Annotated in this window: 23 protein-coding genes; 14 read left to right on the top strand and 9 right to left on the bottom strand. The window is 61.8% G+C overall.

What is annotated here, in order from left to right:
• Positions 1-115: 115 nt before the first annotated feature.
• From FG381_RS09315 to FG381_RS09285, 7 genes are all read left to right on the top strand, one after another.
• Positions 116-754 (top strand): hypothetical protein, encoded by a 639-nt coding sequence (locus tag FG381_RS09315; RefSeq protein ID WP_174857861.1) that lies wholly within the window; start codon positions 116-118, stop codon positions 752-754.
• 339 nt (positions 755-1,093) lie between these two features.
• The gene (gene accB, locus FG381_RS09310; RefSeq protein WP_139689190.1) at positions 1,094-1,558 is read left to right on the top strand and encodes an acetyl-CoA carboxylase biotin carboxyl carrier protein; all 465 of its coding nucleotides are present in this window, start codon (positions 1,094-1,096) and stop codon (positions 1,556-1,558) included.
• A 21-nt stretch (positions 1,559-1,579) separates the two neighbouring features.
• Positions 1,580-2,941 carry an acetyl-CoA carboxylase biotin carboxylase subunit gene (gene accC, locus FG381_RS09305; RefSeq protein ID WP_139688542.1) on the top strand — a complete coding sequence of 454 codons (1,362 nt, stop codon included), beginning with the start codon at positions 1,580-1,582 and terminating at the stop codon, positions 2,939-2,941.
• Positions 2,942-3,120: 179 nt separating this feature from the next.
• The gene (locus FG381_RS09300) at positions 3,121-3,672 is read left to right on the top strand and encodes a flavodoxin (protein WP_139688541.1); all 552 of its coding nucleotides are present in this window, start codon (positions 3,121-3,123) and stop codon (positions 3,670-3,672) included.
• Positions 3,673-3,802: 130 nt separating this feature from the next.
• A complete protein-coding gene (gene prmA, locus FG381_RS09295) occupies positions 3,803-4,714 on the top strand; it encodes a 50S ribosomal protein L11 methyltransferase (protein ID WP_139688540.1) in 912 nt (303 codons plus the stop codon).
• A 5-nt stretch (positions 4,715-4,719) separates the two neighbouring features.
• Positions 4,720-5,484 (top strand): zinc-ribbon and DUF3426 domain-containing protein, encoded by a 765-nt coding sequence (locus tag FG381_RS09290; RefSeq protein ID WP_139688539.1) that lies wholly within the window; start codon positions 4,720-4,722, stop codon positions 5,482-5,484.
• Positions 5,481-6,428: a carbohydrate kinase family protein gene (locus tag FG381_RS09285; RefSeq protein ID WP_139688538.1), complete on the top strand. Its 948-nt coding sequence runs from the start codon at positions 5,481-5,483 to the stop codon at positions 6,426-6,428. The genes FG381_RS09290 and FG381_RS09285 overlap by 4 nt, the downstream gene beginning before the upstream one ends.
• Positions 6,429-6,797: 369 nt before the next feature.
• Here FG381_RS09285 and FG381_RS09280 read toward each other — a convergent pair whose 3' ends face one another.
• From FG381_RS09280 to FG381_RS09265, 4 genes are all read right to left on the bottom strand, one after another.
• Positions 6,798-7,349 carry a YggT family protein gene (locus FG381_RS09280; protein WP_139688537.1) on the bottom strand — a complete coding sequence of 184 codons (552 nt, stop codon included), beginning with the start codon at positions 7,347-7,349 and terminating at the stop codon, positions 6,798-6,800.
• A 61-nt stretch (positions 7,350-7,410) separates the two neighbouring features.
• Positions 7,411-8,031 carry a 1,6-anhydro-N-acetylmuramyl-L-alanine amidase AmpD gene (gene ampD / locus FG381_RS09275; protein WP_139688536.1) on the bottom strand — a complete coding sequence of 207 codons (621 nt, stop codon included), beginning with the start codon at positions 8,029-8,031 and terminating at the stop codon, positions 7,411-7,413.
• A 3-nt stretch (positions 8,032-8,034) separates the two neighbouring features.
• Entirely contained in the window at positions 8,035-8,313 is a 279-nt protein-coding gene (locus FG381_RS09270; RefSeq protein WP_139688535.1) for a PP0621 family protein, read from the bottom strand.
• Positions 8,314-8,322: 9 nt separating this feature from the next.
• The gene (locus FG381_RS09265) at positions 8,323-9,129 is read right to left on the bottom strand and encodes a cytochrome C assembly family protein (RefSeq protein WP_139688534.1); all 807 of its coding nucleotides are present in this window, start codon (positions 9,127-9,129) and stop codon (positions 8,323-8,325) included.
• A gap of 279 nt (positions 9,130-9,408) precedes the next feature.
• On the opposite strand from FG381_RS09265, the gene ffh reads away from it, so the two are divergent.
• The 3 genes from ffh to ruvA are packed head-to-tail and all read left to right on the top strand — an operon-like array spanning position 9,409 to position 11,993.
• Entirely contained in the window at positions 9,409-10,824 is a 1,416-nt protein-coding gene (gene ffh / locus FG381_RS09260; RefSeq protein WP_139688533.1) for a signal recognition particle protein, read from the top strand.
• A 9-nt stretch (positions 10,825-10,833) separates the two neighbouring features.
• Complete coding sequence (ruvC, locus tag FG381_RS09255; protein WP_374042042.1) at positions 10,834-11,421, top strand: crossover junction endodeoxyribonuclease RuvC; 588 nt, start codon at positions 10,834-10,836, stop codon at positions 11,419-11,421.
• Positions 11,418-11,993, top strand: a complete 576-nt coding sequence (ruvA, locus tag FG381_RS09250; RefSeq protein WP_139688531.1) for a Holliday junction branch migration protein RuvA — start codon at positions 11,418-11,420, stop codon at positions 11,991-11,993. The genes ruvC and ruvA overlap by 4 nt, the downstream gene beginning before the upstream one ends.
• A 40-nt stretch (positions 11,994-12,033) precedes the next feature.
• Here the strand turns inward: ruvA and FG381_RS09245 are convergent, their stop codons facing one another.
• Entirely contained in the window at positions 12,034-14,220 is a 2,187-nt protein-coding gene (locus FG381_RS09245) for a M48 family metalloprotease (RefSeq protein WP_165697860.1), read from the bottom strand.
• 340 nt (positions 14,221-14,560) lie between these two features.
• Here FG381_RS09245 and ruvB point away from each other — a divergent pair, with 340 nt between their 5' ends.
• Complete coding sequence (gene ruvB, locus FG381_RS09240; RefSeq protein WP_139688529.1) at positions 14,561-15,604, top strand: Holliday junction branch migration DNA helicase RuvB; 1,044 nt, start codon at positions 14,561-14,563, stop codon at positions 15,602-15,604.
• On the opposite strand, the gene FG381_RS09235 is transcribed toward ruvB, so the two are convergent.
• From FG381_RS09235 to FG381_RS09220, 4 genes are read right to left on the bottom strand one after another with little or no spacing between them, the layout of a single operon-like run.
• Positions 15,601-17,454 (bottom strand): dipeptide ABC transporter ATP-binding protein, encoded by a 1,854-nt coding sequence (locus FG381_RS09235; RefSeq protein ID WP_226960219.1) that lies wholly within the window; start codon positions 17,452-17,454, stop codon positions 15,601-15,603. The two genes, ruvB and FG381_RS09235, sit on opposite strands and share 4 nt — an antisense overlap.
• The gene (locus FG381_RS09230; RefSeq protein ID WP_139688528.1) at positions 17,451-18,902 is read right to left on the bottom strand and encodes an ABC transporter permease; all 1,452 of its coding nucleotides are present in this window, start codon (positions 18,900-18,902) and stop codon (positions 17,451-17,453) included. Before FG381_RS09230 ends, FG381_RS09235 begins: the two co-directional genes overlap by 4 nt.
• Positions 18,903-18,928: 26 nt before the next feature.
• Positions 18,929-19,906 (bottom strand): ABC transporter permease, encoded by a 978-nt coding sequence (locus tag FG381_RS09225; protein ID WP_139688527.1) that lies wholly within the window; start codon positions 19,904-19,906, stop codon positions 18,929-18,931.
• A gap of 3 nt (positions 19,907-19,909) precedes the next feature.
• Positions 19,910-22,183 (bottom strand): ABC transporter substrate-binding protein, encoded by a 2,274-nt coding sequence (locus tag FG381_RS09220; RefSeq protein WP_139689188.1) that lies wholly within the window; start codon positions 22,181-22,183, stop codon positions 19,910-19,912.
• A 145-nt stretch (positions 22,184-22,328) separates the two neighbouring features.
• On the opposite strand from FG381_RS09220, the gene FG381_RS09215 reads away from it, so the two are divergent.
• From FG381_RS09215 to FG381_RS09205, 3 genes are read left to right on the top strand one after another with little or no spacing between them, the layout of a single operon-like run.
• Positions 22,329-22,769, top strand: coding sequence for a YbgC/FadM family acyl-CoA thioesterase (locus tag FG381_RS09215; RefSeq protein ID WP_139688526.1), 441 nt, complete (start codon positions 22,329-22,331; stop codon positions 22,767-22,769).
• Between the two features lie 38 nt (positions 22,770-22,807).
• Positions 22,808-23,485 (top strand): protein TolQ, encoded by a 678-nt coding sequence (gene tolQ / locus FG381_RS09210; protein WP_139688525.1) that lies wholly within the window; start codon positions 22,808-22,810, stop codon positions 23,483-23,485.
• Positions 23,486-23,491: 6 nt separating this feature from the next.
• Positions 23,492-23,923, top strand: a complete 432-nt coding sequence (locus FG381_RS09205; protein ID WP_139688524.1) for an ExbD/TolR family protein — start codon at positions 23,492-23,494, stop codon at positions 23,921-23,923.
• Positions 23,924-23,925 lie beyond the last annotated feature (2 nt).

Raw genomic sequence — 23,925 nt, 5'->3', positions numbered from 1 at the left:
TCTCGCTGAAGAGAATTTTTCTTTGACGCGCATTTTCGCCCATCCGCCGGACGGCTGCGTTCTTCCTCTTAGAATGCAATGTTTCCAGGACTTCTTTTTTCGCGCAGGTTCTTCCATGTCCCAATCTTCAGACCGCCAGAGCCAGGAGGCCGCGGCGTTTGCCGCACGCCTCATCTGCGCCGACCTCAGCACATGGAAGGAAGCCTTCCGAGCGGCGAGAGAGGCTTACGGCTGCACCCCGGAGGAAAAGCGCGTCGCCACCGAAATCCGCCGCTGGCAGGCGTTGTTTGCGCCTGAAGCCCATGCGGAAACGCTGCTCAGAAAGCGCCGTGCGGCGCTCTCCCTCATGCGGCGCGTGCCCGACCTCGATCTGAAGCTTGTGGGCGTCGTGCTCTCGGGCGCGGCCACGGAAAATTCGCTTCCCGAAACCGTCGCCCGGAGCGAAAGCGAAAAGGATGCCGCGATTACGCTTCTCAATGCGGGGCTCATGGCCGAACCCTTTGAAGCTTCCTACCCGACCGCCTTCATGCGCAGGCGTAAGGACGCCCTGACGCTCCTGACGGAGATGGAAGGCGAGGAGATCCTCATCCGCATCGTCCCCTTCGGGACGACGCTCCCCGCGCCGGAAAAACCGGACGACTGGCAGCAGGAAGCCGAAGCGCTCGGGAGTGCCGGCCCGGCTGAGCTCGAGACGCTCTGCTTCGGAAAATACCCGGAATGTCATCCTTCCGGAAGAAAAGGATTAGCTCATTAAGGGCATTCCGGAGAACCATTCAATCAATAAACTGCGAAGCGGATCATTCTGAGTTTCCAGAATTCCGGAAATATGCCCGTTTTCCAATCCGATAGCGGCAATTTCCCGAAAGAAAGGACTGAAGGCATGTGTAAAAACCTTTGACAAGGTGAATGCCGTTTCCTCAGAATTAGAATAATTTGTCCGCTGATGAGCATTCATTAGAGAATTTTGAGGCCGCGGACGCGGCCTTTTTCTCTTTGGCGGGCCGGAATCCGGAAAGTGAGGGCGCGCCTCGCGCTCGCTTTCCCCTGCGGCCCCTTCAAGCTCGTCCTCTGCAACCAACCCGTCATCAAAAATATGGATCTGCGTAAACTCAAGACACTCATTGACCTCGTGAGCGAAAGCGGCGTGGCCGAACTGGAAATCACGGAAGGCGAGGATCGCGTGCGCATCGTCAATCGTACGAGCGCCCCTGCGCAGCCCGTGCAGAGCACGATTGCCATCGCTCCCCAGCCTCAGGCTGCCGCTCCGGCCGCCGCTCAGCCTGCTGCCGAGCCCGCGCCTGCCGCCGCTCCGGCACCCTCGGCCGCGCTTTCCATCACGAGCCCGATGGTCGGCACCTTCTACCGTGCGCCTTCGCCCGGCGCTGCGCCCTTCATCGAAGTGGGCGACCATGTGAAGAAGGGTCAGGTGATCGGCATCATCGAAGCCATGAAGCTTTTGAATGAGGTTGAAGCCGATCAGGACGGCGTCGTCAAGGCCTTCGCCGCTGAGAACGGTCAGCCCGTCGAATTCGGTCAGCCCCTCGTGATTCTGGAATAAGGACGACGGGGAAAGACCCACATGTTCGGAAAAGTTCTCATCGCCAACCGCGGCGAAATCGCCCTGCGCATCCAACGCGCCTGCCGCGAAATGGGCATCAAGACGGTTGCCGTGCACTCCACCGCAGACGCCGACGCCAAGTACGTGCGTCTCGCCGACGAGAGCGTCTGCATCGGACCCGCCTCCTCTTCGCTCTCCTACCTCAACATCCCGGCCATCATTTCCGCGGCGGAAGTAACCGACGCCGAAGCGATTCACCCCGGATACGGGTTCCTTTCGGAAAACGCCGACTTCGCCGAGCAGGTGGAGCGCTCGGGCTTTGCCTTCATTGGTCCGCGCGCCGAAACCATCCGCCTCATGGGCGACAAGGTGAGCGCCAAGCAGGCCATGAAGGAAGCGGGCGTCCCCTGCGTTCCGGGCTCCGACGGCGCATTGCCTGAGGATCCTGAAGAGATTGTCAAGATCGCCCGCAAGATCGGCTACCCGATCATCATCAAGGCTTCGGGCGGCGGCGGCGGCCGCGGCATGCGCGTCGTCCGCACGGAGGCCGCGCTCCTCACGTCCGTCAGCATGACGCGGGAGGAAGCCCGCGTGGCTTTCGGGAACCCCACCGTCTACATGGAAAAGTTCCTCGAAAATCCGCGCCACATTGAAATTCAGGTTCTCTCGGACAACTTCCAGAATGCGGTCTACTTAGGCGAGCGCGACTGCTCGATGCAGCGCCGCAACCAGAAGGTGCTCGAGGAGGCTCCCGCCTGCGGCATTCCCCGCCGCGCGATTGAAAAGCTCGGCAGCCGCTGCGTTGAAGCCTGCCGCCGCATCGGCTACCGCGGTGCGGGCACGTTCGAGTTCCTCTACGAAAACGGCGAGTTCTACTTTATTGAGATGAATACGCGCGTGCAGGTCGAACATCCCGTATCGGAACTCATCTCGGGCGTCGACATCGTCTGCGAGCAGATCCGCATCGCCGCGGGCGAGCGCCTGCGCTTCAAGCAGCGCGACCTCGAATTCCGGGGGCACGCGATCGAATGCCGCATTAATGCCGAGGATCCCTTCACCTTTACGCCCTGCCCGGGGAAGATCACGGCCTGGCACCTTCCGGGCGGCCCGGGAATCCGCATCGACACGCACGTCTTTGCGGGCTACACGGTTCCTCCCTATTACGACAGCATGATCGGAAAGCTCATCGCCTACGGCGATACCCGCGAGCAGGCCATTGCCCGCATGCGGATCGCGCTCTCCGAATTCGCCTGCGAGGGCATCAAGACGAACGTGAAGCTCCATCGCCTGCTCCTTGCCGACGAACGCTTCGCGAGCGGCGGCACGAGCATTCACTACCTCGAGGAAAAGCTGAGAAAGCGTAAGGACGGCGGCGTCGCCTGATCGAAAGCGCTTTTGGAAAGTCTTTAGGCCGGCAGCATCTCTACTGCCGGCTTTTTCTTTTAGCAAATCGACAGGATCAGGCAAGCGCCGGGGAGTTTCTGCCAATCCTGAAACAGATGACGCTTCTAGACTTTTTCCATCACATCAGAACATTTCTTCTGTCTGGAGGATTTTCAGTCATGATCACCCGCCGCGATCTCTGCTCCATCGCGCTTGCCGGTCTCTTCCCGCTTGCGGTCTCCGCCGCCGACAAGAAGCCCCGCATTGCCGTCGTCTACGTCTCCCGAACCGGACACACCCGAAGCGTGGCGGAAGCCGTCCGCAACATGACGGGGGCAGACCTCTTTTACATTGAAACGGTGGAGCCCTACCCGGACGAGTACCGCGCCACGACTGAAGTCGTGAAGGAGGAAATCGAAAAGAACGTGAAGCGCCCGATCAAGCCTCTCGGCATCAATCTCGATCAGTACGACGTCGTGATCCTCGGAACGCCCACGTGGTGGCACCGCCCCGCGCAGCCCCTAAAGACCTGGATGGAGACCGTTGATCTCTCGAAGAAGTTCGTCCTCACGATGAGCACGCACGGCGGAGGCGGTCTGATGGAAGTGCGCTCGGAATTCGAGTCGCTCCTTCCCGGCGTGAGGCTCGGCACGCATTTCCTCTCCTACGGCGGCGTGAGCCGGAACGACCCGGACGTGCGCGACTGGCTCGCGGAAAACAAGCTCCTTTAAGGAACCCTGAGTCTTCGGATCCTTCCTTCATTTAGAATCCTGCGGAAGCGGAAGCCGTTTTACCGGCTCCGCTTCTCTTTTTTTCGTTTCTTTAGCCGGCACCAATAACCGGCCTACCGGAAGATCCGTCATGCGTGAATACCGAATCCTCGCCGACCAACGATCCGCTGAGGAAATCTCTGATCTGCTTCTTGATGTCGGCGCGCTCTCTGCCGCCCTCGAGGACGCCGATGCCGACAGCACCGACGAGCAGCCGCTTTACGGCGAGCCGGGTCTCGAGCCTCAGACGCAGGCCTGGCCGCGCTCGATCATCTCCGTTCTGACCGCCGACGGCTTCGACTTCCAGGCGGCGCTTGACGCTGCGGTCGCGCAGGCCGGGTGCGAAGCCCCGAAGCTTCTTGAAACGAGCGACGTCGAGGACCAGGACTGGGTGCGCATCACTCAGGCGCAGTTCCAGCCTTCGCACGTGTCGCCCCGGCTCTGGATCGTCCCCTCCTGGAGCGAGCCCCCCGCGACCGATGCCGTCATCATCCGTCTGGATCCGGGCGTCGCCTTCGGCACGGGTTCGCACCCGACGACGCGCCTTTGCCTCAACTGGCTCGACGAGAATCTCAAACCCGCCGACAACGTACTCGACTACGGCTGCGGCACGGGCATTCTGGCAATCGGCGCGAAGAAGCTGGGCGCAGGCCGCGTGACCGGCACCGACATCGACCCGCAGGCGGTTGAAGCCGCCCGCGACAATGCGGAAAGAAACGGCTGCGAAGCGGACTTCCATCTCCCCGAATCCATGCCGGAGGGCGAATTCAGCGTCGTCGTCGCCAACATTCTTGCCAATCCCCTGAAGCTCCTTGCGCCAGCGCTCCTCGGACGCGTCGCCCCGGGCGGAAGCCTCGTTCTCTCGGGCATTCTTGCCCGTCAGGCCGACGAAGTCATCGCCGCCTACCGGGCTGCGGATCCCGGACTTCCGCTCAAGCTCTGGCGCGAGGAAAACGGCTGGGTGTGCCTCGCGGGCACCCGCAGCACGCAGGCGGAGGCATAAGCATCATGGCCCAGGTCATCAAGTGTCCCTCCTGCGGCGCGCTCTGGCGCATAAAGGAAGCCGCCCCCGAATACCGGTGCGGTGCGTGCGGGCAGATTTTCCCCGCGGAGACCGCCGAGAGCGTCGTCGTTCCCGACAAAAAGCTCGACGAGGCCATGCTTGAAAAGGCAAAGCGCACCGATCTCCCTGAGGACAACGTGCCGGATGCGCCGCTTCTCTCCGACGATGCGCAGCCGAATGCCGATCCGCGCGCAGCCGTCTACGTCCCGAAGCGCTCACCCCTCCGCTCGTTCCTCCTTGCGGTCCTGGTGCTGATTCTCCTGGCCGTCGCGTGTGCAAGCGCCTTTCTCATGATGCACGGCTTCGTGCTCGCGCAGGCACCGTTCCTGAGGCCCGTCTACGAAAACGTCTGCACGAAGCTGCCCTGCCCGGGCTTCGTCTGGGCGGATGTGAAGGCATTCCGCGCAGAAGCCTCGCTCGAGGCGGATGCTCAGTCGGGGCTCCTCAGACCCACCGCGCAGGTAACCCTCACGAACGCCTCCGCACTCCCGCAGCAGCTTCCGGTTCTTGAGATCAAGCTTCTCGATCCGGCGGGCGACACGCTCGCTTCCCGCGTGCTGGAGCCTGCCGAATACGGCTTCCCGCAGAAGCCTGCGGTGCTCCCGGCAGGCGAATCCGTCCGCACCGCCATCGCCTTTAAGGAAGCGCTCCCGCACGAAGCGGCCGGCATCACGGTTCGTCCGATTTCTGCGGATTCCCTTGGCCTATGAGCGTTCTCATCACCGGGTCCGTCGCTTACGACACGATCTTCTCCCATGAGGGCGAATTTGCTCGTCAGCTCTCGGGCGACCTGAGGAACCTCAATACCACGTTCCTCGCGAGCAGCATGCGGCGCGATTTCGGCGGCTGCGCCGCCAACATCGCTCTTGCCATGAAGCGCCTCGGCGGAGACCCCGTGATCTGGGGCGCGCTCGGCATGGACGGAGAAGACTATCTCGCGCGCTTCCGGTCCTTCGGGATTTCGACGGAAGGGCTCCAATGCTTCCCCGATGTCTACACGGCCCAGTGCGTGATTTTTACGGACAGCCTCGGGTCCCAGCTGGCGGTCTTCCATCCGGGCGCCATGAAACGCTCCCGGGAAGTCCCCTGGCCCCGGCGCGAGGGGAAAGACCATCGCCCGAAGCTTGCCATCCTCTCTCCCGGCGGGAAGGAAACAACGCTCAACGCGGCGAATGAATGCGTTTCCCGCGGGATACCCTATCTTTTCGATGTCGGTCAGGAACTCAATCTTTTTTCTGCCGAGGAACTCGAGAGCCTTCTCTCCCGCTCCTTCGGAATCGCCTATTCCGACTTTGAGGCGGAAGGGTTTGAAGCGAAGACCGGACTCTCCTCCGAAGCCATTGGCCGGACAGGAAAGCTTGTCCTTCGCACGCACGGAAGCCGCGGAGCGAGCCTCTTTCTCCCGGGAGCGGGCGGAGCCGTGCCTGTTGAACCGCTGCCGGTTGCCGCGCAGAATCCTGTCGGCGCGGGCGACGCCATGCGAGGAGGATTCCTATACGGGCTCGCGCGCGGCCTTGATCCTGTTGCGAGCGCCCGCATCGGCGCTATTGTCGCCGCAAGGAAAGTCGCGTCTCCGAGCGCCCAGGACTATCCGCTGACGCTCGACGGCGTGCGCAAAGATTATGAAGGGATGTGGGGCGCTGCGGGATTCTGACAGCGTCTTCGTGCCGCCTGTTTGTTTAGGCTGGCAGGACCTTCCTGCCGATCGATTCCGCAACTTCTCTATTGGGACATCCGAGCTCCACCACTTCGCCTTCCGCTCTTTTGCGAGCAGAATTTTCTGCGCCGGCCAAGCGGCCAGTTCCGCTACGAACGACGTCTTGTCGACATAAACCTTCTGCTCTGCGCGAAGCGCTGCAAAGGTTGAAATGCCTATGGAAAGTCCCGGCGATTGCTGCACGATATCCGCCATTCCCTCACTGATGATGGTTTTGAAAGGAGATCAGACATCCGGCCGCACGCAGTCCGTGCTCATCTGGGACTCCATTTGTACATGGAAGACTCCTCGACAAAACGACTGGCCTCAAAGGAGAATGAAGCCGCGAGAGAGAGGCACGACGAGCATGAGGAGCACGTTCGTGATAACGATGAGCACGAGGGGCGAGAAGTCGATGCCGCGGAACGTGGGGAGGATGCGCCGGATGGGCGCGAGGAAGGGGTTGAGGAGCATCTCGAGGGTATAGGTCATCGGATGACCGCGGTTGACCCAGGAGAGCACCGCCCAGATGATGGCGCCCCAGGAAATCATCTCGAGCGCCCAGCGCAGAAGCATGGCGAAGGGGGCAATGAGAAGCCCCACGGGCGTGGCCGGAAGATGCCCGAGCGTGCGGTGCAGAAGCACCGCAATGATGGCCGTGAAGAACGCCGCGACGACGGAAGCCCAGTCGATGCCGCCCTTCGGCTTCAGCGCCTTCGACAAGGGAGCGACCAGCCAGTCGGTGATTTTACGGGTCAGCTCGCAAAGCGGGTGCCTCGGCGAAAGCGCCCAATAGTAGAGCCATGCTCTCAGGAGCAGGAGAGCCCCGAAAAAGCCGAAAACAATACCGAGCACGTACTGAAGAACGGAACCAAGCATGGGCAACGCATCCGTTTGATGATTGAGGTGCGCCCATTATGCACTATGCCTAAGGAACCGCCTAACCTCGTGCGAGTTCTCTCATGCGCGCTTCAATCATCTCACGGCTGCAGTCTTCGGGCGCAATGGCAACGGACATGCCCGGAGGGAGCGAAGCGCGAAGGCGCTCCCAGTCGAAGAAGGGACCGGGGTCGTTCTTCCGCCCGGGCGCGATGGTTTCATGTCCCGTGGCATAGCGAAGCGGGAGAAGCTGCGAGAGCGCGTTCAGAAGTTTTTCGAGCGCCAGATACTGCGCATCTTCAAAGGGCTCCTCGCCGCAGCCCTCGAGCTCAATCCCGACCGAGAAGTCGTTCACAGCATTTCGTCCGCGGAAGTTGGAGAGTCCCGCGTGCCAGGCGCGGTCGAAAACATTGACGTACTGAATCGCTTCGCCCGTGCGGCGGATGAAGAAGTGGGATGAGACGCGAAGACCCTTCAGATCTTCATAGTCGGGGCAGTCGGGCGTCATGCGACCCGTAAAGAGCCGGTCCACCTCGTCGCCCCCGTATTGACCGGCAGGAAGCGAAATAAAGTGGATGACGACGACGGAAATCGACGTGCCGTCCGGGCGGGCATCAAAAAACGGGCTCGAGCGGCGATGAACGCCCTCGAGCCAGCCGGGAGGATTTCCTGCTTCCTTCACGCCTTATTCCTGCTTTGAAGCCTTGTCGCGGCAGCGCGCCGAGCAGTAGATGTGCGCGCCGCGGCGCACCGCCTCGCGGCGGGGGAAGTAGGTGCCGCACTCCTCGCACTTTTCCATGGGCTCGCCGATCACGGCCTGCGCATTCTTGCGGCCGCGCTCGTTGCGCCTGAGCTCCTCGAGCTCATCACGCTCCTTGATGGAAAGCGACTGCCGGCGGCGGCTGATCGACCAGGCGACGGCAATCACGATGAAGATGCCGAGAAAGAAAAGAATGCGGCTCATGGCGATATATCAGAACACTTCCAGAATGAAGCTGTAGCCGAAGTAGGCGATAACGAAGACGAGGAAGCCTGCCCAGAAGAGGCGAAGCGCCGTTTTCGCGCGCCAGCCGGCGAGCCACCGTCCGAGAAGAAGGATGCCGAAAACGACCCAGGAGATCCACGTGAGGATCATCTTGTGGTCGAAATGGAAGAAGACGCCGTAGGTTTCCTTCGTCGTCCAGGCGCCGCTCACGAGCACGAAGGTAAGGAGCAGGAACCCGCAGGCAACGATCCGGAAGAAGATCCGCTCCATTACGACGAGCCCGGGGAGCGAGTCAATGAAGCCCGCACCGTCGCCCGGCGCCTTCAGGTGCCGGTTCTGCATGTACATCAGCACGGCGTGCACGAGCGCAATCGTCATGAAGCTGTAGGCGGCAAGCGCAGCGAGGAGGTGGAAGCGGAAGAAAGGCGTCCAGTCCGCCGCGGGGAGCGCATTCCCCGGGAAAAGCACCGGGAAGATGGCGCCGAAGGCGGCCGCAATAAGGACGATGCCGAACTGTCCGTGCAGACGGTGCACCCAGGATTCAATGAGAAGAATGATCACCGCGAAGAAGAACATCACGGAGACGGCGTAGCCGAACCCGAAATGCACGGCTTCGGACTGAAACATTTCTCCCTGAATGGCGTATCCATGAAGAATGAGGCCGAGAAGCACCGGCCAGCGCAGAAGGCTCGACGCCTTCGCGTCAGCGCCTTTCTTCATCGCGGTAACGATGCAGATGCCGCTCAGAAGGTAGAGAAGCGCGGCAAATCCGGTGGAAATGAGGAGAACTGACATTTGGAGCTTCGCAATAGAAAAATTTCCCGAGGAAGAGCCGCCCGGGCGCAAAGAACGCGGCGCTCTTCTAAAATAATGCGTTCGCTTCTGACCCGTTGAGCCTCTTTTCTATATTGGAAATTAGAGTTCCGGGTCAGTGTCTGTTCATTCTAAGGCTGCGCCTTACCAAGCGCTGAATTTGAATGCTCCGGTCGCCCTTCAGGGGGCTCCCGTGCACCGGCATTCCAGAGCGGTCTTTCCGAAGACGCCAGCCACAACGCGGCACCCGCCGACATCTCCATGCTCGATTCACTCAGCCAGCGTCTTTCCAAAATCGTCAAGACAATGCGCGGTCAGGCGCGCCTTACTGAAGCCAACACCAAGGACATGCTCCGCGAGGTGCGCCTGGCGCTCCTTGAAGCCGACGTTGCGCTTCCCGTCGTGAAGGAAGTTCTCGCCCGCATCAAGGAAAAGGCAATGGGCGAAGAGGTGGTCGGAAACCTCAACCCCGGCCAGGCCCTGGTCGGCGTCGTGCAGCGCGAACTCACCGCGATCATCGGGGGCGACCTCCCGCCCGAGGAGCGCGAGCTCAATTTCCGCGTGCAGCCGCCGGCCGTGATTCTCCTCGCGGGCCTTCAGGGCGCTGGCAAAACGACGACGGCCGGCAAACTCGCCCGCTGGCTCGTCACCGATCAGAAAAAGAAGGTTCTGACGGTTTCCTGCGACGTCTACCGTCCTGCCGCTATTGATCAGCTGAAGGCCGTCACCGAACAGGCGGGCGCCGACTGGTTCCCGAGCACGGTGGGCGAAAAGCCCCTCGACATTGCGTCGCGCGCGGTTTCCGAAGCCCGCCGGCGCTTCTACGACGTGCTGATCGTCGATACGGCGGGCCGCCTTGCAATTGACGAAGCAATGATGCAGGAAGTGGCTGAACTCAACACTTTCCTCAAGCCCGCCGAAACGCTCTTCGTGATCGACGCCATGCTCGGCCAGGATGCGGTCAATACGGCGCGCGCCTTCAACGAGCGGCTGCCGCTCACGGGCATCGTGCTCACGAAGGCCGACGGCGACAGCCGGGGCGGCGCGGCGCTCTCCGTGCGCTTCATCACCGGCAAGCCCATCAAGTTCATCGGCACGGCCGAAAAGCTCACGGGGTTCGAGCCCTTCGACCCGGAAGCCATGGCTTCGCGCATCCTCGGCATGGGCGACATCGTCGGCCTCGTGAAGGACGTCACGAAGTCGATCAACATTGCCGAAGCGCAGAAGCTCGCGAAGAAGCTCTCCACGGGCGACCGGTTCGACCTCACGGACTTCCGCGCGCAGCTCGCGCAGATGGGCAATATCGGGAGCTTCTCCTCGATCCTCGAAAAGATGCCCGCGCAGTTCCAGCAGGCCGCGAGCAAGGTGAACGACGAAGACGTGCAGAAGAGCCTGAAGCGCACGCTCGGCATCATCGACTCGATGACGCCTCAGGAAAGAAGAAAGCCCGAACTCATCAAGGCAAGCCGCAAAAAGCGCATCGCGCAGGGCGCGGGCGTGCCGGTCCAGGAAGTCAACCGCCTGCTGAAGCAGTTTGAGCAGACCCAGGACATGATGAAGCGCATGAAGAAGGGCGGGCTTTCGCGCATGATGCGGATGTTCGGCGGCTCAGGCCTTCCCGGCATGGGCGGGGGCTTCCCCGGCTTCGGGGGCGGCTTCCCCGGCATGCCGAAATAATCCGCGATGATCCGCATTCTCGGCATCGATCCGGGCCTCAACCATACGGGCTGGGGCATCGTTGAGGCGGAAGGCGCTTCCTGCCGCCGCCTCGCCTCCGGCGTGATCGATGTCCCGAAGGGAGAAACGGCGGAGCGCCTCGGGACCATTGCGCGCGAGCTCACTCAGATCATCGCGCGTCATGCGCCGACGGAGGCCGCCTGCGAGCGCGTCTTCGTCAATGTGAATCCGCAGAGCACGCTGCTTCTCGGTCAGGCAAGAGGCGCAGCGCTTTGCGCGGCCGACCTCGCGGGCCTCAGCGTGGAGGAATTCACGCCGAGCGAAATCAAGCAGGCCGTTACCGGATCGGGGCGCGCAGACAAGCTGATGGTTCAGGAAATGGTGATGCGTCTTCTTGCGCTCGATGAAGCGCCTCGGTCCGACGAAGCCGATGCGCTTGCCTGCGCCATCTGTTCGGCGAGCATGCATCGCCTTCGGGCGCTTGAGAAATCCGGCGGCACCAGCCGCATTTACGCCACGGCGCGCCGCGGCGCCTCCGGGCGCGGCGCTCGCGCCGCCTGGACGAGCCTTCTCGCCAAAAAAGGAGAAAAGCCATGATCGGCCGCCTTCACGGAAAACTCATTGAAAAAAATCCCCCTCAGGTTCTCGTGGATGTGGGCGGCGTCGGCTACGAGGTCGACGTTCCCATGTCGACCTTCTGCAACCTTCCCGATCTCGGGGGCGACGTGACGCTCTTCACGCACCTCGTGGTGCGCGAGGATGCCGAGCTCCTTTACGGCTTTGCCACGAAGGCTGAGCAGACAGCCTTCCGCACGCTCATCCGCGTCTCGGGCGTCGGGCCCCGCATTGCGCTCGCCGTTCTCTCCGGAATGACGGCCGATCAGCTTGCGAGCGCTATTGAATCAGGCGAAACGGGACTCCTCACGCGCGTTCCCGGGATCGGCAAGAAAACCGCGGAACGCCTCATTCTTGAACTGAAGGGAAAGCTCTCGGGCGGAACGCTTTCGGTTCCGGCGGGGGCTCCAGGCAGCGCCCGTGCGGACATCGCAGCCGCCCTCATTGCGCTCGGCTACTCCGACCGCGAGGCGCAGGCCGCCGCAAAGCGCGTGCCCGAAGACACGGGCGTCTCCGAAGGCATCCGGCTCGCCCTCAAGTCGCTGTCGCGGTAACTGCCGCCGGGAGCGTTTCCAGGTCCTCAAGGCCAAACGATTACGCTTCTTTCCCCGTGCTGCCGGGCCCGGCCATGTCCGGCCCTGCAGCTCTGAGCTCATAGACCCGATCCGCGATGAAGCCTCTTGCGACTAGCCTCAGGGCTTCATGCAGATGCACGATGTTTTGCGCGAATGAGGTCAGCGTTCGCGTTTCCACGGTTTCTTCGGCTTCCTTCTCATCTTTGGCGACGAAAGTGTCGGCCGTCCGGCGCAGTTCCTCCAATCCGGAGGCATCTTCGACGTCTTCGAGCGCGTCCCAGTCTATGTAGGGCAGCAATGCCGTTACGTCGTCCATCAAGGCCGACGTTTCCTTCATGAAGACTTCCGCCTCCGCTTTTTTCGCGTCGAGAAGCTGCTCGTTCACACGGTCGAGCCAGGCCTGAAGGCGCTCCCCGCGATCCGCAAGCGCGTCCGCCGAGGAAAGGAAGCTCTGCGCATAGAAAATGTCGCAGTAGGCCCGCGCAACCGCACCGCGGTCAGCCGGCTTCTCATGCGAATAAAGCCATTTGAAGACCGCTTCGTCAATCGTTCTGACGCGCGGCTCGAGCGATTGAAGCCGCTCCTCGGCCAATGCCAGCGGCTGCGACAGCGCCTCATCGAGGTTCTTCGAATGCAAATCCACGAGCCGGATGGAGCCGTAGCGGAGCGCCTCCGCTTCGCGGCGGCTGAGCAGGATATCGTGCAGAACGCTGGCGTCTTCGAGCGCAGCGGCATACTGCCGGACATCCGCATCGTTGGCTGGAACGAATGGATCCGGCTGCGGCGCTGCCAGTGCGTTTTCTATCGCCCTTGACAAATCAAACTCAACGAGATCCCGATCAATGTACGGCGCGAGCGAGATCGGCGGGATATAGCGTGCAAATTCGCCTGCTGCCCAGAGGGCAAATTGCGATGTTTCCTGGGATTCATTCGTCTTCGCGGTCCTCTTCGGCTCAGCACTCATCACTGCTGAAACGGCCTCCGCACCCACCGCCCGCGCCAGAAAAGCAGGAATGAGAGACATGGCCGGAGCGTCCGAACCGGCCTCCTGAACAGCATTCTCAGCCGTGCCGCCCTCAAGCCGCCGGAGGGCTTCGATTCGATCAGCAATCGCCGGATGCGTATCCCAGACGTCTTCGAGCGAGAGCCGTGCGTCGCTTCCCTCAAAGCCCGCCGGTATCGCCGCGAGCTTCTGCGCGGCTGAGAGCCTGACCCCGTCATTGCGCTCAAAGAGATTTTCAAGAGACCGATAAGCTCCCCAAAAGTCCGTGAGAAGTTCGCCTTTCTCGCGGCAGAACTCATTAAGAAGCCGGCCGCAGAGCGTTTGTCTGCGCGAGAGCACCGGGAGCTTCGCGAGCATGGAAATCGTGTTCCCGATGCCGGCTGTGCGGCCTGCGGCCGCGTCGGCATCAAATTCCATCTGACGGGAAAGCGAAAGATCCGCTTTTCTGACTCTGAGCCAGCGCTTGAGCACAAGGCTGCGGATGAATCGCAGGAGCCGCTTTGCAGCGCTCCCGAAAAGGCGCCAGAGCCTCGAATCCGCCTGCGCCCATGCGTCAATGAGCCCATCAAAGCGGCTTCGGCTTGAAAGGAGCAGATCAATCATCTGATTCAGCATCCAGACGGCTGATCCGCACCGCATGGCCGATTGCGCGACATGCCCGAATTCATGCGCCAGCACGGCCTTGAATTCGCTCCGGGACAGATCCGCCATGAGCCCCGCACCGATGCTCAGATTCTTTTCGGCGCCCTTGAAGAGGCCCCAGTAAGAGGCATCAAAGAACACGCAGGCGTCCGCTTCCGGCGTGAGATAGACCGTCTTCGGCATGGACGTGCCGACCTCGCGCGCCGTTTCCTCGATCAGTTCAAACAACTCCGGCGCATCCTGCTTCGTCACGATCCGGGCTGTCTCGGGGCTCGACTTCTCAATCCGGAAGAGCGGCTCAATCAGAATGCCGCCGACCAGAAGCGCGACGCCCCAGACGCCGGCAAGCATCACGAGGAGGAGCACCACCAGTTTGAGATGATGGAGAAGAGCCGGGATGAGCGTCCCCAGGACCCACCACGTGAGGCCGCAGGCGGCAGTCAAAACCAGGAGGCCCAAGAAGATGAAAAGCGAATAAAACGCTATAAAGCCGAAAATGCGCCGCAGCGCGTCGTCTGCGCTCCTCTCGAGCGCTCGATTGCGAATAGGAGCGGAGCTCATGCCAGCCTCCTCTGAAAACCGCCTGTTCTTTCGATTATCAGGCGACATCCGCAAAGCGTAAACCGGTAGTTGTCAGGACTTGGATGACGAAGATGGAGACTCTCCGTGCGGTTGCTATACTGCGGCGAAGCGTCCTGTTGGTTTTATGTGTAACTTTAATGACAGTGAATGCATTTTTCGTTTGTGCAACAATTACAAAATGATTGAGATCGTTATTCGATCCTTTCAGACCACCCGAAATAATAGAGACCGCCTGCCGATCGGAGATGAGCCTCTTCTCCGGGCTCAGTGATCGACTGTCCGCATCCAGAATTTACCGACGATTTCCGCTCTTCCATCCATGTCCGACTCTGATACCCGCATCATCGAAGGCGCCTGCGAAAGCCCCAACGAAGAGAACATCGACCGGGCGCTTCGCCCGACGAAGCTCGCCGACTACGTCGGCCAGCGTGCCGTGCGCGAGCAGCTTCAGATCTTCATCGAAGCCGCCCGCCGCCGCGGGGAGCCGCTCGACCACCTTCTTCTTTTCGGGCCTCCGGGCCTCGGCAAGACGACGCTTGCGCACATTGTCGCGGCTGAAATGGGCGTGAATCTGAGGCAGACCTCGGGCCCCGTGCTCGAACGCCCGGGCGACCTCGCGGCAATCCTCACGAATCTCGAAAAGAACGATGTGCTCTTCATCGACGAGATTCACCGTCTTTCGCCCGTTGTGGAGGAAATCCTCTATCCGGCGCTCGAGGACTATCAGATCGACATCATGATCGGCGAGGGCCCCGCCGCGCGTTCGATCAAGCTCGATCTCCCGCCCTTCACCCTGATCGGCGCCACCACCCGCGCGGGTTCGCTCACTAACCCGCTGCGCGCGCGCTTCGGGATCGTCAACCAGCTTCAGTTTTACGACAAGGACGAGCTCATCACGATCGTGCGGCGGTCAGCGAAGCTCCTCAATGTCGCGATCGCCCCCGAGGGAGCGGCCGAAATCGCCGGCAGAAGCCGCGGCACGCCCCGCGTCGCCAACCGCCTTCTGCGGCGCGTGCGCGACTATGCGGAAGTGAAGCACGACGGCACGATCACGCGCGAAGTGGCTTCAGCGGCCCTCACGATGCTTGACGTCGACCCGGTGGGACTTGACTTCATCGACCGGCGGTTTCTCCTCACGATCCTTGAAAAATTCGCGGGAGGCCCCGTCGGCATCGACAACCTTGCGGCCGCCATCGGCGAAGACCGGGAAACGCTCGAGGACGTGGTCGAACCCTACCTCATTCAGCAGGGGTTCCTGCAGCGAACGCCCCGCGGACGCGTGGCGGCTCCCCTTGCCTGGCAGCACTTCGGACTCACGCCCCCGACGACGCCGGGAAACGCCTCGCTCTTTTCGCAGAGCTAAGACGTCCTTATCCTCGGCACACTCGCGAGGAGCCTCTGCGTATAGGGATCCTGCGGCGAATTCATCACCTGCGAGGCCGGACCTTCCTCCACAATCCGGCCGGCCTTCATCACGGCGATGCGGTGCGCGAGATATTCGACCACGCCGAAATTGTGCGTGATCAGGAGGTACGACAGCCCCCGTTCCTTCTGCAGCCCCAGCAGGAGATTGAGAATCTGCGCCTGCACGGACACATCAAGCGCCGACGTGGGTTCGTCGAGAAGAATAATTTCGGGTTCGGCGGCAAGCGCCCGCGCAATCGCGATTCTCTGGCGCTGGCCGCCCGAAAATTCATGCGGATAGCGCGTGCGGCTTCCGGCCGGCAATCCCGTTTCGTCAAGAAGCCGCCCGATGCGGGCGCTTCGAGCGTCGCCCTTCAGATCCGGGCATAGGGCGGTGAACGCCTCGCCGAGAAGCTCCTCGACCGTCATGCGGGGATCCAGCGACGAGAAGGGATCCTGAAAAACCACCTGTACGGCTCGGCGAAAACGGATCGGCCTCGGCGCATCCGCACGAAAGGCTTCCCCGCGAAGCAAAACCGTCCCTTCAGCGTGAAGGCCGCTCCCGAGAAGCCCCAGTGCCGCGAGCGCGGCCGTCGTCTTTCCGCTCCCCGATTCCCCGACGAGCGCGAGCGTGCGGCCGCGGCGAATTTCGAAATTGAGATCGGGAAGGATCACCCGGGGCCGCGCCTTTCCGAGGAGCTCCGCCGCCTTTTCCCGCATGTTCCTCGGGTTCACCTTCACCGAAAGATGCCGGATTTCGAGAAGCGCTTCGTCCGCCGCCTTGTCGGATTTCTCCGAGAGCGCCTCGCCGGTAGCCCGGGATTCTGCCTCTGCAAGTCCGCCCGCGCGCCGGCAGCGTACGGTGCCCCGGCGGTCGCCCCTCCATATCTCCCGGGGCGCCTCGCTTCTGCAGCGGCTCTCCGCATAGGGACAGCGGGGCGCAAAGGCGCAGCCCTCCGGAATCCGAGTGAGAAGCGGCACGGTTCCCTCAATGGGGTGAAGCCTCTCCTCCCGGTTTCCGCTTTTGGGAAGCGCTCTCAGGAGCGCCCGGGCATAGGGGTGTTCGGGCGCGCGGAAAAAGTCCTCCGTGGGCGCCGTTTCAACGATTTCGCCCGCATACATGAGCGCCACCCGATCGGCGATTCCGGGGAGCAGCGCCAGGTCGTGCGTGATGAGAAGAAGCGTGAGCCCGCGTTCGCGTTTGAGGCGCTTCAGCTCATCGAGCACCTGCGCCTGTAGGGTTACATCAAGCGCCGTTGTGGGTTCGTCGGCAATCACGATGTCGGGTTCGGCCGAGAGCGCCATCGCAATCATCGCGCGCTGCTTGAGGCCCCCCGAGAGTTCATGCGGGAAAGCGCTGAAACGCCGCTCGGGCTCGGGCACGCCCGCGCGCCGTAGCCACTCGATGGCGGCCTTCCGGGCTTCGCTGGAAGTCACCCGCCGGTGCGCCCGGATCATTTCCACAATCTGCGCGCCCACCGTCATCACCGGATTGAAGCTCGTGGCGGGCTCCTGAAAAATCAACGCGATCCGCGCGCCCCGGAAGGCGCGCATTTCGGATTCCATGAGGGAGAGAAGCTCCGTCCCGTCAAAAACAATGCGCCCCGACGGCGTCCGCGCATCTTCCGGGAGAAGCCGCATCAGAGCGGAGGCGGCCATGCTTTTGCCGCAGCCGGATTCTCCCACGAGCGCCAGCGTTTCGCCCCGCATGAGTTCAAAGGAAACATGCCTTACCGCATGGAGCGTTCCGCCCTCGAGCGGCAGATCGACGGAGAGGTCCCTCACGGACAGCAACGGCTTTTCGCTCACGATCCCTCCTTCGGGTTCTTTTGCTCGTTCGGAGCGCTTTTGGCGACGGCGCGCGGATCAAACGCATCCCTCACGGCAGAGGCAAAGAGATTGGCCGGAAGCACCAGCGCAACGAGGAAGATGAAGCTTGCCGCCAGGTTCCACCAGACCATCGGGGAGCGCGAGAGTTCGCTTCTCGCCGCATTGATCATCGTGCCGAAGGAATGCATCGCCGGATCAACGCCTACCCCGACATAGGAAAGGACGGCCTCATAGAGCACGATTCCCGAAAAATCGAGCACCGTCACGATGAGCACGATGTGCATGACGTTGGGAAGAATGTGCCGGCGCATGATCGCGAAGGGGCTGACCCCGAGCGCCTTCGCGGCCGTTACGAAGTCGAGCGTTGAAAGCTTCATCGTCTCCGCACGCAGGAGCCTCGCGAGCGTTGCCCACCCCGTCATGCCGATGATGACGGCAAGGAGCATGAGGCGCAGATCAGCACGCTCGAGGCTCGTCTGGTACCAGCCGTCGTTCTTGTCGAGGAACACCTGAACCATGAGCACGGAAGCCGCGATGAGGAGCACGCTCGGAATCGAGGAAATGGTCGTGTAGATGTACTGAATCACGTCGTCCACGCGCCCCTTGAAATACCCCGCGGCGATGCCGAGCGTCACGGCAAAGGGCAGCGTCGCGAGCGTTGCGAGCGTGCCGATCACGACGGCCGTTCGGATGCTCTTCATTGCTTCGTAGAGCACGTCGTTTCCGACTGCATCCGTTCCGAACACGTGCCAGCCCGGCCAGACAAGAAGCAGCCAGACGAAAAGGAGCCAGAACACCGTGAGGGTGAGAAGCGCCGGACGCCAGAGAAAGGTCCCGTCGCGGTTCCCGATGATTCTCATGGCGTGGGCAAAGGTCGTCCCGCGCCGATGCGCAACGAAGAGCCCGAGGAAAATCCAGCCGAGAATCGCCGTCACGCCTCCGGCAATTGCGGCAATGAGGGTTTTACGCGCGATCTCCACGATTCGGGTTCGATGGGGCGGAAGCTTTCCGGCATGGATGAGCGGCTGATAGTCGCGAACGGCCTTGCCGTCCCGAATGACGGTCGTGCGGTCGAATTCATGCGTCGCGAAGGGCCTCGAATAGCTTCGCTCATCCCCTGCGGCGCCGAGCTTTTCAAGGATGAAGACGTCAAGGAGCGACTTCACTTCCGCCGAATAAGCCGCGGGCGCATTCGCGGCCGCGCCCGGCGCCGGAGGAAGAGCGTCCCGCCAGTGCACGCTGTCCGCAAGCGCCGTCAGAAGGAAGACCCCGAGGATGGCGGCGGAAGCGGCGGCCGCAGGGCGCGCAAAGACGCGCCGCCAGCGGCGGGAAAGGTCTTCGGAGCGCCTCACGAAAAAGACGGCCCAGACAAGAAATGCGACGAGGAGCCAGGCGACGATGTCCGTGGGAAGGATGACGGGGAGCATGATTCGGTTGCTTCGGGAAATCTCGGTCAGGAAAGGCGGATGCGCGGATCAACCCACGCGTAGACAAGGTCCGTAAGGATAAGGCCGACGATGTAGGCGAGGGTCCCCAGGAACACCATCGTGCGGACGATCGAAAAATCCTGCGCGCCGAGCGCGTCAAGCGTATAGCTCCCGAGCCCGGGGATGCCGAAGAAATTCTCCATGATGAGGCTTCCCATGAAGAGCATCGGAATCACGGCAACGGACGACGTGATGATGGGGAGAAGCGCATTCCGAAGCACATGGCGCCTTAAGACCTCGCCCTCGGTCAGCCCCTTCGAGCGCGCCGTGCGGACGTAGTCGCGCCCCATTTCCTCAAGGAACATGGCGCGGTAGAGAAGCGTATCGCTCCCCAGGCGCGAGAAAAGCGCAATCAGGACCGGGAGCACGAGAAAGGCGATCATTCCCGGGCCGTCCGTCCAGCCCGAGACGGGAGCAATCTGCATGACTTTCGAAAAGAGCCACTGTCCGACGATGATGTAGAAGAGCCCGGAAATCGACATGAGGAAGACCGAGAGGCCGATCGCCGCCGCCTCCACCTTCGTTCGCCGGAAGGAAACCACCAGGAGCGACCAGGAGACCATCACGATGAGGCCGAGAACGAAGGTCGGAAGTGCGAGCGCAAGGGACGGCCACATGCGCGTTGAAATCTCGTATCCGATATCGCGGCCGCTGTCGCTTCTGCCGAAGTCGAGCGCGAGAAGCGGAACGCTCTTTTCAAAAAAGATCGTATCAGTGAGCTTTTCTGCGCCTTCTTTTTCGCCATTGAAGAAAAGGGGCTTGTCGAGCCCGCGCGCCGCCTTCCAGGATTGAATGGCGTCGGCCGTCACGCGCCGGCCGCCCAGATTGAGGCGCGCCATGTCGTCGGGCGTATTGACGGCAAAAAAGAGGACGAAGGTAAGGAGATTGACGCCGAAAAGAATGAGAACGCCGTAGGCGATCCGCCTGAGGAGATAGGTGAGCATTTTTTATTCTCCCTTGAGCGGCCGCATTCTCAGGCTTTCGCGGCGCACGATGAGCCCCGCCGCGCCCCTCAGAAGCATCAAAAGCGCGAAGACGAGGAGCCCGAAAGGCCAGAGAACGGGCTTATTCCATTCAACGAGGCGCTCGACTCTCGCCTTTTCATCGACCTTGAGATACTGCAGGCTGTTCTGCACCATGCCCGAGGGCTTCGCGTTCCCGACCCAGGCGTGATAGGCGGCGGCTCCCGGCGGGAAGTAGCCGAAGAGGATCGGCGCATCCTCCTGCAGAATCCGGATCATGCGGTCGATAAGCTCCGCGCGCCGGGGACCATCCTCGAGAAAGCGCATCTCGCGGAAGGCCGCATCAAAGGCTTCGCTCTCATAGTTCGCTGCATTTTCCCCTTCGTTCTTCACCTTGCCGTTGGGGCCATAGAAAAGGAAGAGGAAGTTTTCCGCATCCGGATAGTCCGCATTCCACCCCCAGAAGAAGATCTGCGCCGCGCCCTTCATCATTTTTTCCTGGAAGCGGTTGTAGTCGGTGGCCCGGATTTCAAGCTGAATGCCGAGTTTTTTGAACTGCCGCTGATACCACTCGAGATAGGCGCTTCCGCCCTGAGCGGCATTCTGATAGTCGAAATAAAGAACGAGAGGTGCGCCCGTCTTCGCGTCGCGCCCGTCCGGGAAGCCCGCAAGCGCAAGAAGGCGCTTTGCTTCCTCAATCGGCTTTCTCACCGCCCTGCCGGAGGCGTCCTTTGCATACACCTCAGGATTAAAGGCCGAGGGGCCGTCGTCGCGCCAGCCGAAAAGTCCCGGAGGAATCGGCCCGTGGGCGGGCATCCCCTGGTTCTTCTGGAAGATCGCGATGTTTTCCTCCCAGTCGACCGCAATCGCGATTGCCTGACGAAGGTACCTGTGGCGCTCCGCTTCTTCCGGGGTCCTCCCGCCTCCGACCACCGGATCGAGCCAGTTGAAGCCCAGGTACCAGAGCCCCGTCTGGACGGTCTTCGGGAATTTGAGCTCGCGCTCCCGATAGAGGCTCGCCTTTCCGGGATCGTCCTCCATGGCAACCAGATAGCCCAGCCCCGTATCGACGCGTTCGATGAAGGGACTGTCGTAGTAGCCCGCGAGGAACTTCGACTGCAGCGGCATGGCTTCCTTCTCGATCTCGAAGACCACGCGGTCGACGAAAGGAAGGGGCTTGCCGCAGTCGGAGAGGAGCCCCGCCTCCCTGTCGCCGGATTCGCCCTCGCAGGGATAGGTCCCGTGCGCATAGAGGGGGTTTCTTTCGAGCTCGTGGCGGCGATTTTCAAGGAAGGTCTTCATCCGGAACGCCCCGGTACCGACGGGCCAGGTGTCGAGCGACACATTGTTGGCCCGGAGTCGCTTCTGGGCGTAGAACTTTTCGGCTTCTGCCGGAACGGGCGCAAAGAACGTCATCGCGAGCCAGTAGGAGAACTGCGGGTCCTTCCCCTTCACGCGGATGCGAAAGCGATAGCGGTCGATAACCTCAACGCCTGCGAACGGAATGCTCATGAGGTCGAGCCAGGCATCATCCGCGGCGCCGCGCTCGCGCATGGCCTTCCATTTCTGACGGAGCGCCTCGCGGAATTCATGAAATCCGACAATGCGCGCGCTCATCGTGCCGAAAATGGGACTTGCGACCTGCGGGCTCGCAATGCGGCGAATGCCGTTCACGTAGTCGGCGGCAACAAGTTCGCGCGTATCCGCTTTCGGAAGATCAAAGGGACTTCTCACGCGGGAGGCTTCCTCCGCCGACAAGGCGTGGTAGAGGTATTTCCCGTCCGCGTCCTTGGCAAAAGCCGGATGCGGCGCATAGCGGATCCCGGGGCGGATGCGGATCTCATAGTGCGATTCCGCAATCAGAGCCGGATCGGCGTCGGAAGGAAGTTCCCTCCCCTCGCGGTCAAAATAAAGCGGAGCCGCAACGGCTTCGGCCGTCCGGGGTTCAAGCACGTAGGGGCGCTTCAGATACGCATACTGGTAGGGGGGCTCATAGACCGCATAGGTATAAGCCGTCTCGTCCGACGAATAGGATTTCTGCGGATCGAGCGTTCTCGGGCTTCTCGAGCCGAAGGCCGTAAAGAGCGTTTTCTCTCCATAGTCGGCAAGCGGCCGGGGACTCGTCGGGGCATCCGGGAGCAGAAGGCCGAGAACGAGGGCTGAGAGCACCGCGACCAGCGCACAGAGCACTCCCGAGAGTGCCGGACTTACGCCCGCCGCCCGCTCAATCCATCCTCGACGCCTCACGCCTGCCTCCATGGTGTCTCTTCTATTGCAAAACATTGCCGCAGCGCCCATTCGGACCTCGTTCAGTGCGGTCAAACCCCTATACTACGGGATGCTTCGCGCCCCAATGCGCGCGGCACCCACTTCAAGATTCGCTCTTCCGCTTTTCCTTGACACTATGTCTCAGTTTACAGCCCGATTTCCCGTTCATATTTACTGGGAAGATACGGATGCGGGCGGCATCGTCTACCACAGCAACTACCTGAAGTACATGGAGCGCGCGCGCTCAGACCTGATGCGCCGGCTCGCCGTCTCCCAGGCCGGAGAGCTCACCAATCCCGACGGGCAGCTATTTGTTGCGGCGAGCGTCTCGATCCGCTACCGCAGAGCCGCGCGCCTTGACGACGACCTGACGGTCGTTACGCGCGTGAAGCAGCTGCGGCGCGCTTCCATCGTCTTCGAGCAGAACGTGGTCAACGCCAGGGGCGAGCTCGTGACCGAGGGCGAAGTGAGAGTCGGGTGCGTGAGCCGCGCGACGCTCGCGCCCTCCGCCATGAAGGATGAGCTCTACGAGCGCATCTGCCGGCTGCTTGATGAAGCCGACGCCCCGGCGAACTGATTTTTCTTTTTCTCCTTCAACCATTCATTTTTGCTCAAATGAACGCTACCGCCGATCTTTCGATCCTCACGCTCATCTCCAACGCGAGCATTGTGGTGAAGATCGTTCTCGCCATCCTGATCGTTCTTTCGCTTGCCAGCTGGACCGTGATCTTCCGCAAATTCTTTGCGATTACCCGCGCCACGCGCCAGACGGACGACTTCGAGTCGCGCTTCTGGTCCGGCACCGAACTCACGAAGCTCCTTGAAACCGCCAACCGCTCGCGCGATACCGCCGGGATGGAAGAGCGCATCTTCGCCGCCGGCATGAATGAATTCATGAAGCAGCGCCAGTCGCCTGCATCAGGAGGCGACGTCGTCAACCGCGTCTCGCGCGCCATGCGCGCCGTTTTCACGCGTGAAATGGATCATCTCGAAGGGGGGCTTCCGCTTCTCGCCTCGATCGGCTCGACCTCGCCCTACATCGGCCTCTTCGGCACGGTCTGGGGCATCATGAACGCCTTCACCGGACTCTCGAGCCTTGAGAACGCGAGCCTCGCCGTCGTTGCTCCCGGCATTGCCGAAGCGCTCGTCGCCACGGCGATCGGCCTCTTTGCCGCCATTCCAGCGGTTGCCGCCTACAACTACTTCAACAACCGCACGGGGCGTCTTTCCAACCGCGTCGAGGGCTTCAGCGAGGAGTTCCTCAACATCCTCGAACGCCAGTCGCGGAGCTGATTTGCCATGCCGCTTCGCTCCAGCAACCGCCGCCGCGGCCTGATGGCCGAAATCAACGTCGTGCCCTACATCGACGTGATGCTCGTGCTCGTCGTCATTCTGATGGTGGCCGCACCTTTCGTAAATCCGAGCGTGGTGAATCTCCCCTCGGTCAACAAGGCTTCGAATGCGCCGGAAAAGGTGGTCGAGGTCATCGTCTATCCGGACGGGCGGATGTCGCTTCGCTCCGGCAAGGACATGAAGCCCACGGACATGCCGGGGCTTGTTGCCGCCGTGCGCGAGGCGCAGGCAGGCGACCCCAAGACCCCTGTCGTCATTGCGGCCGACAAGAACGTCCGCTATGAGGATGTCGTCAACGTCATGAAGTCGCTTCAGGCTGCCAACGTCGAGCGCGTCGGACTCTCCCTCAAGGTGGAGCGTTCCGCCGCCGCGCGATAGGA

It is taken from the genome of Sutterella faecalis, assembly GCF_006337085.1.
In the GTDB taxonomy this organism is placed as follows: domain Bacteria; phylum Pseudomonadota; class Gammaproteobacteria; order Burkholderiales; family Burkholderiaceae_F; genus Sutterella; species Sutterella faecalis.
Note: the sequence above shows the minus strand (reverse complement) of the source record. Positions and strands in the feature narration are given on the sequence as shown.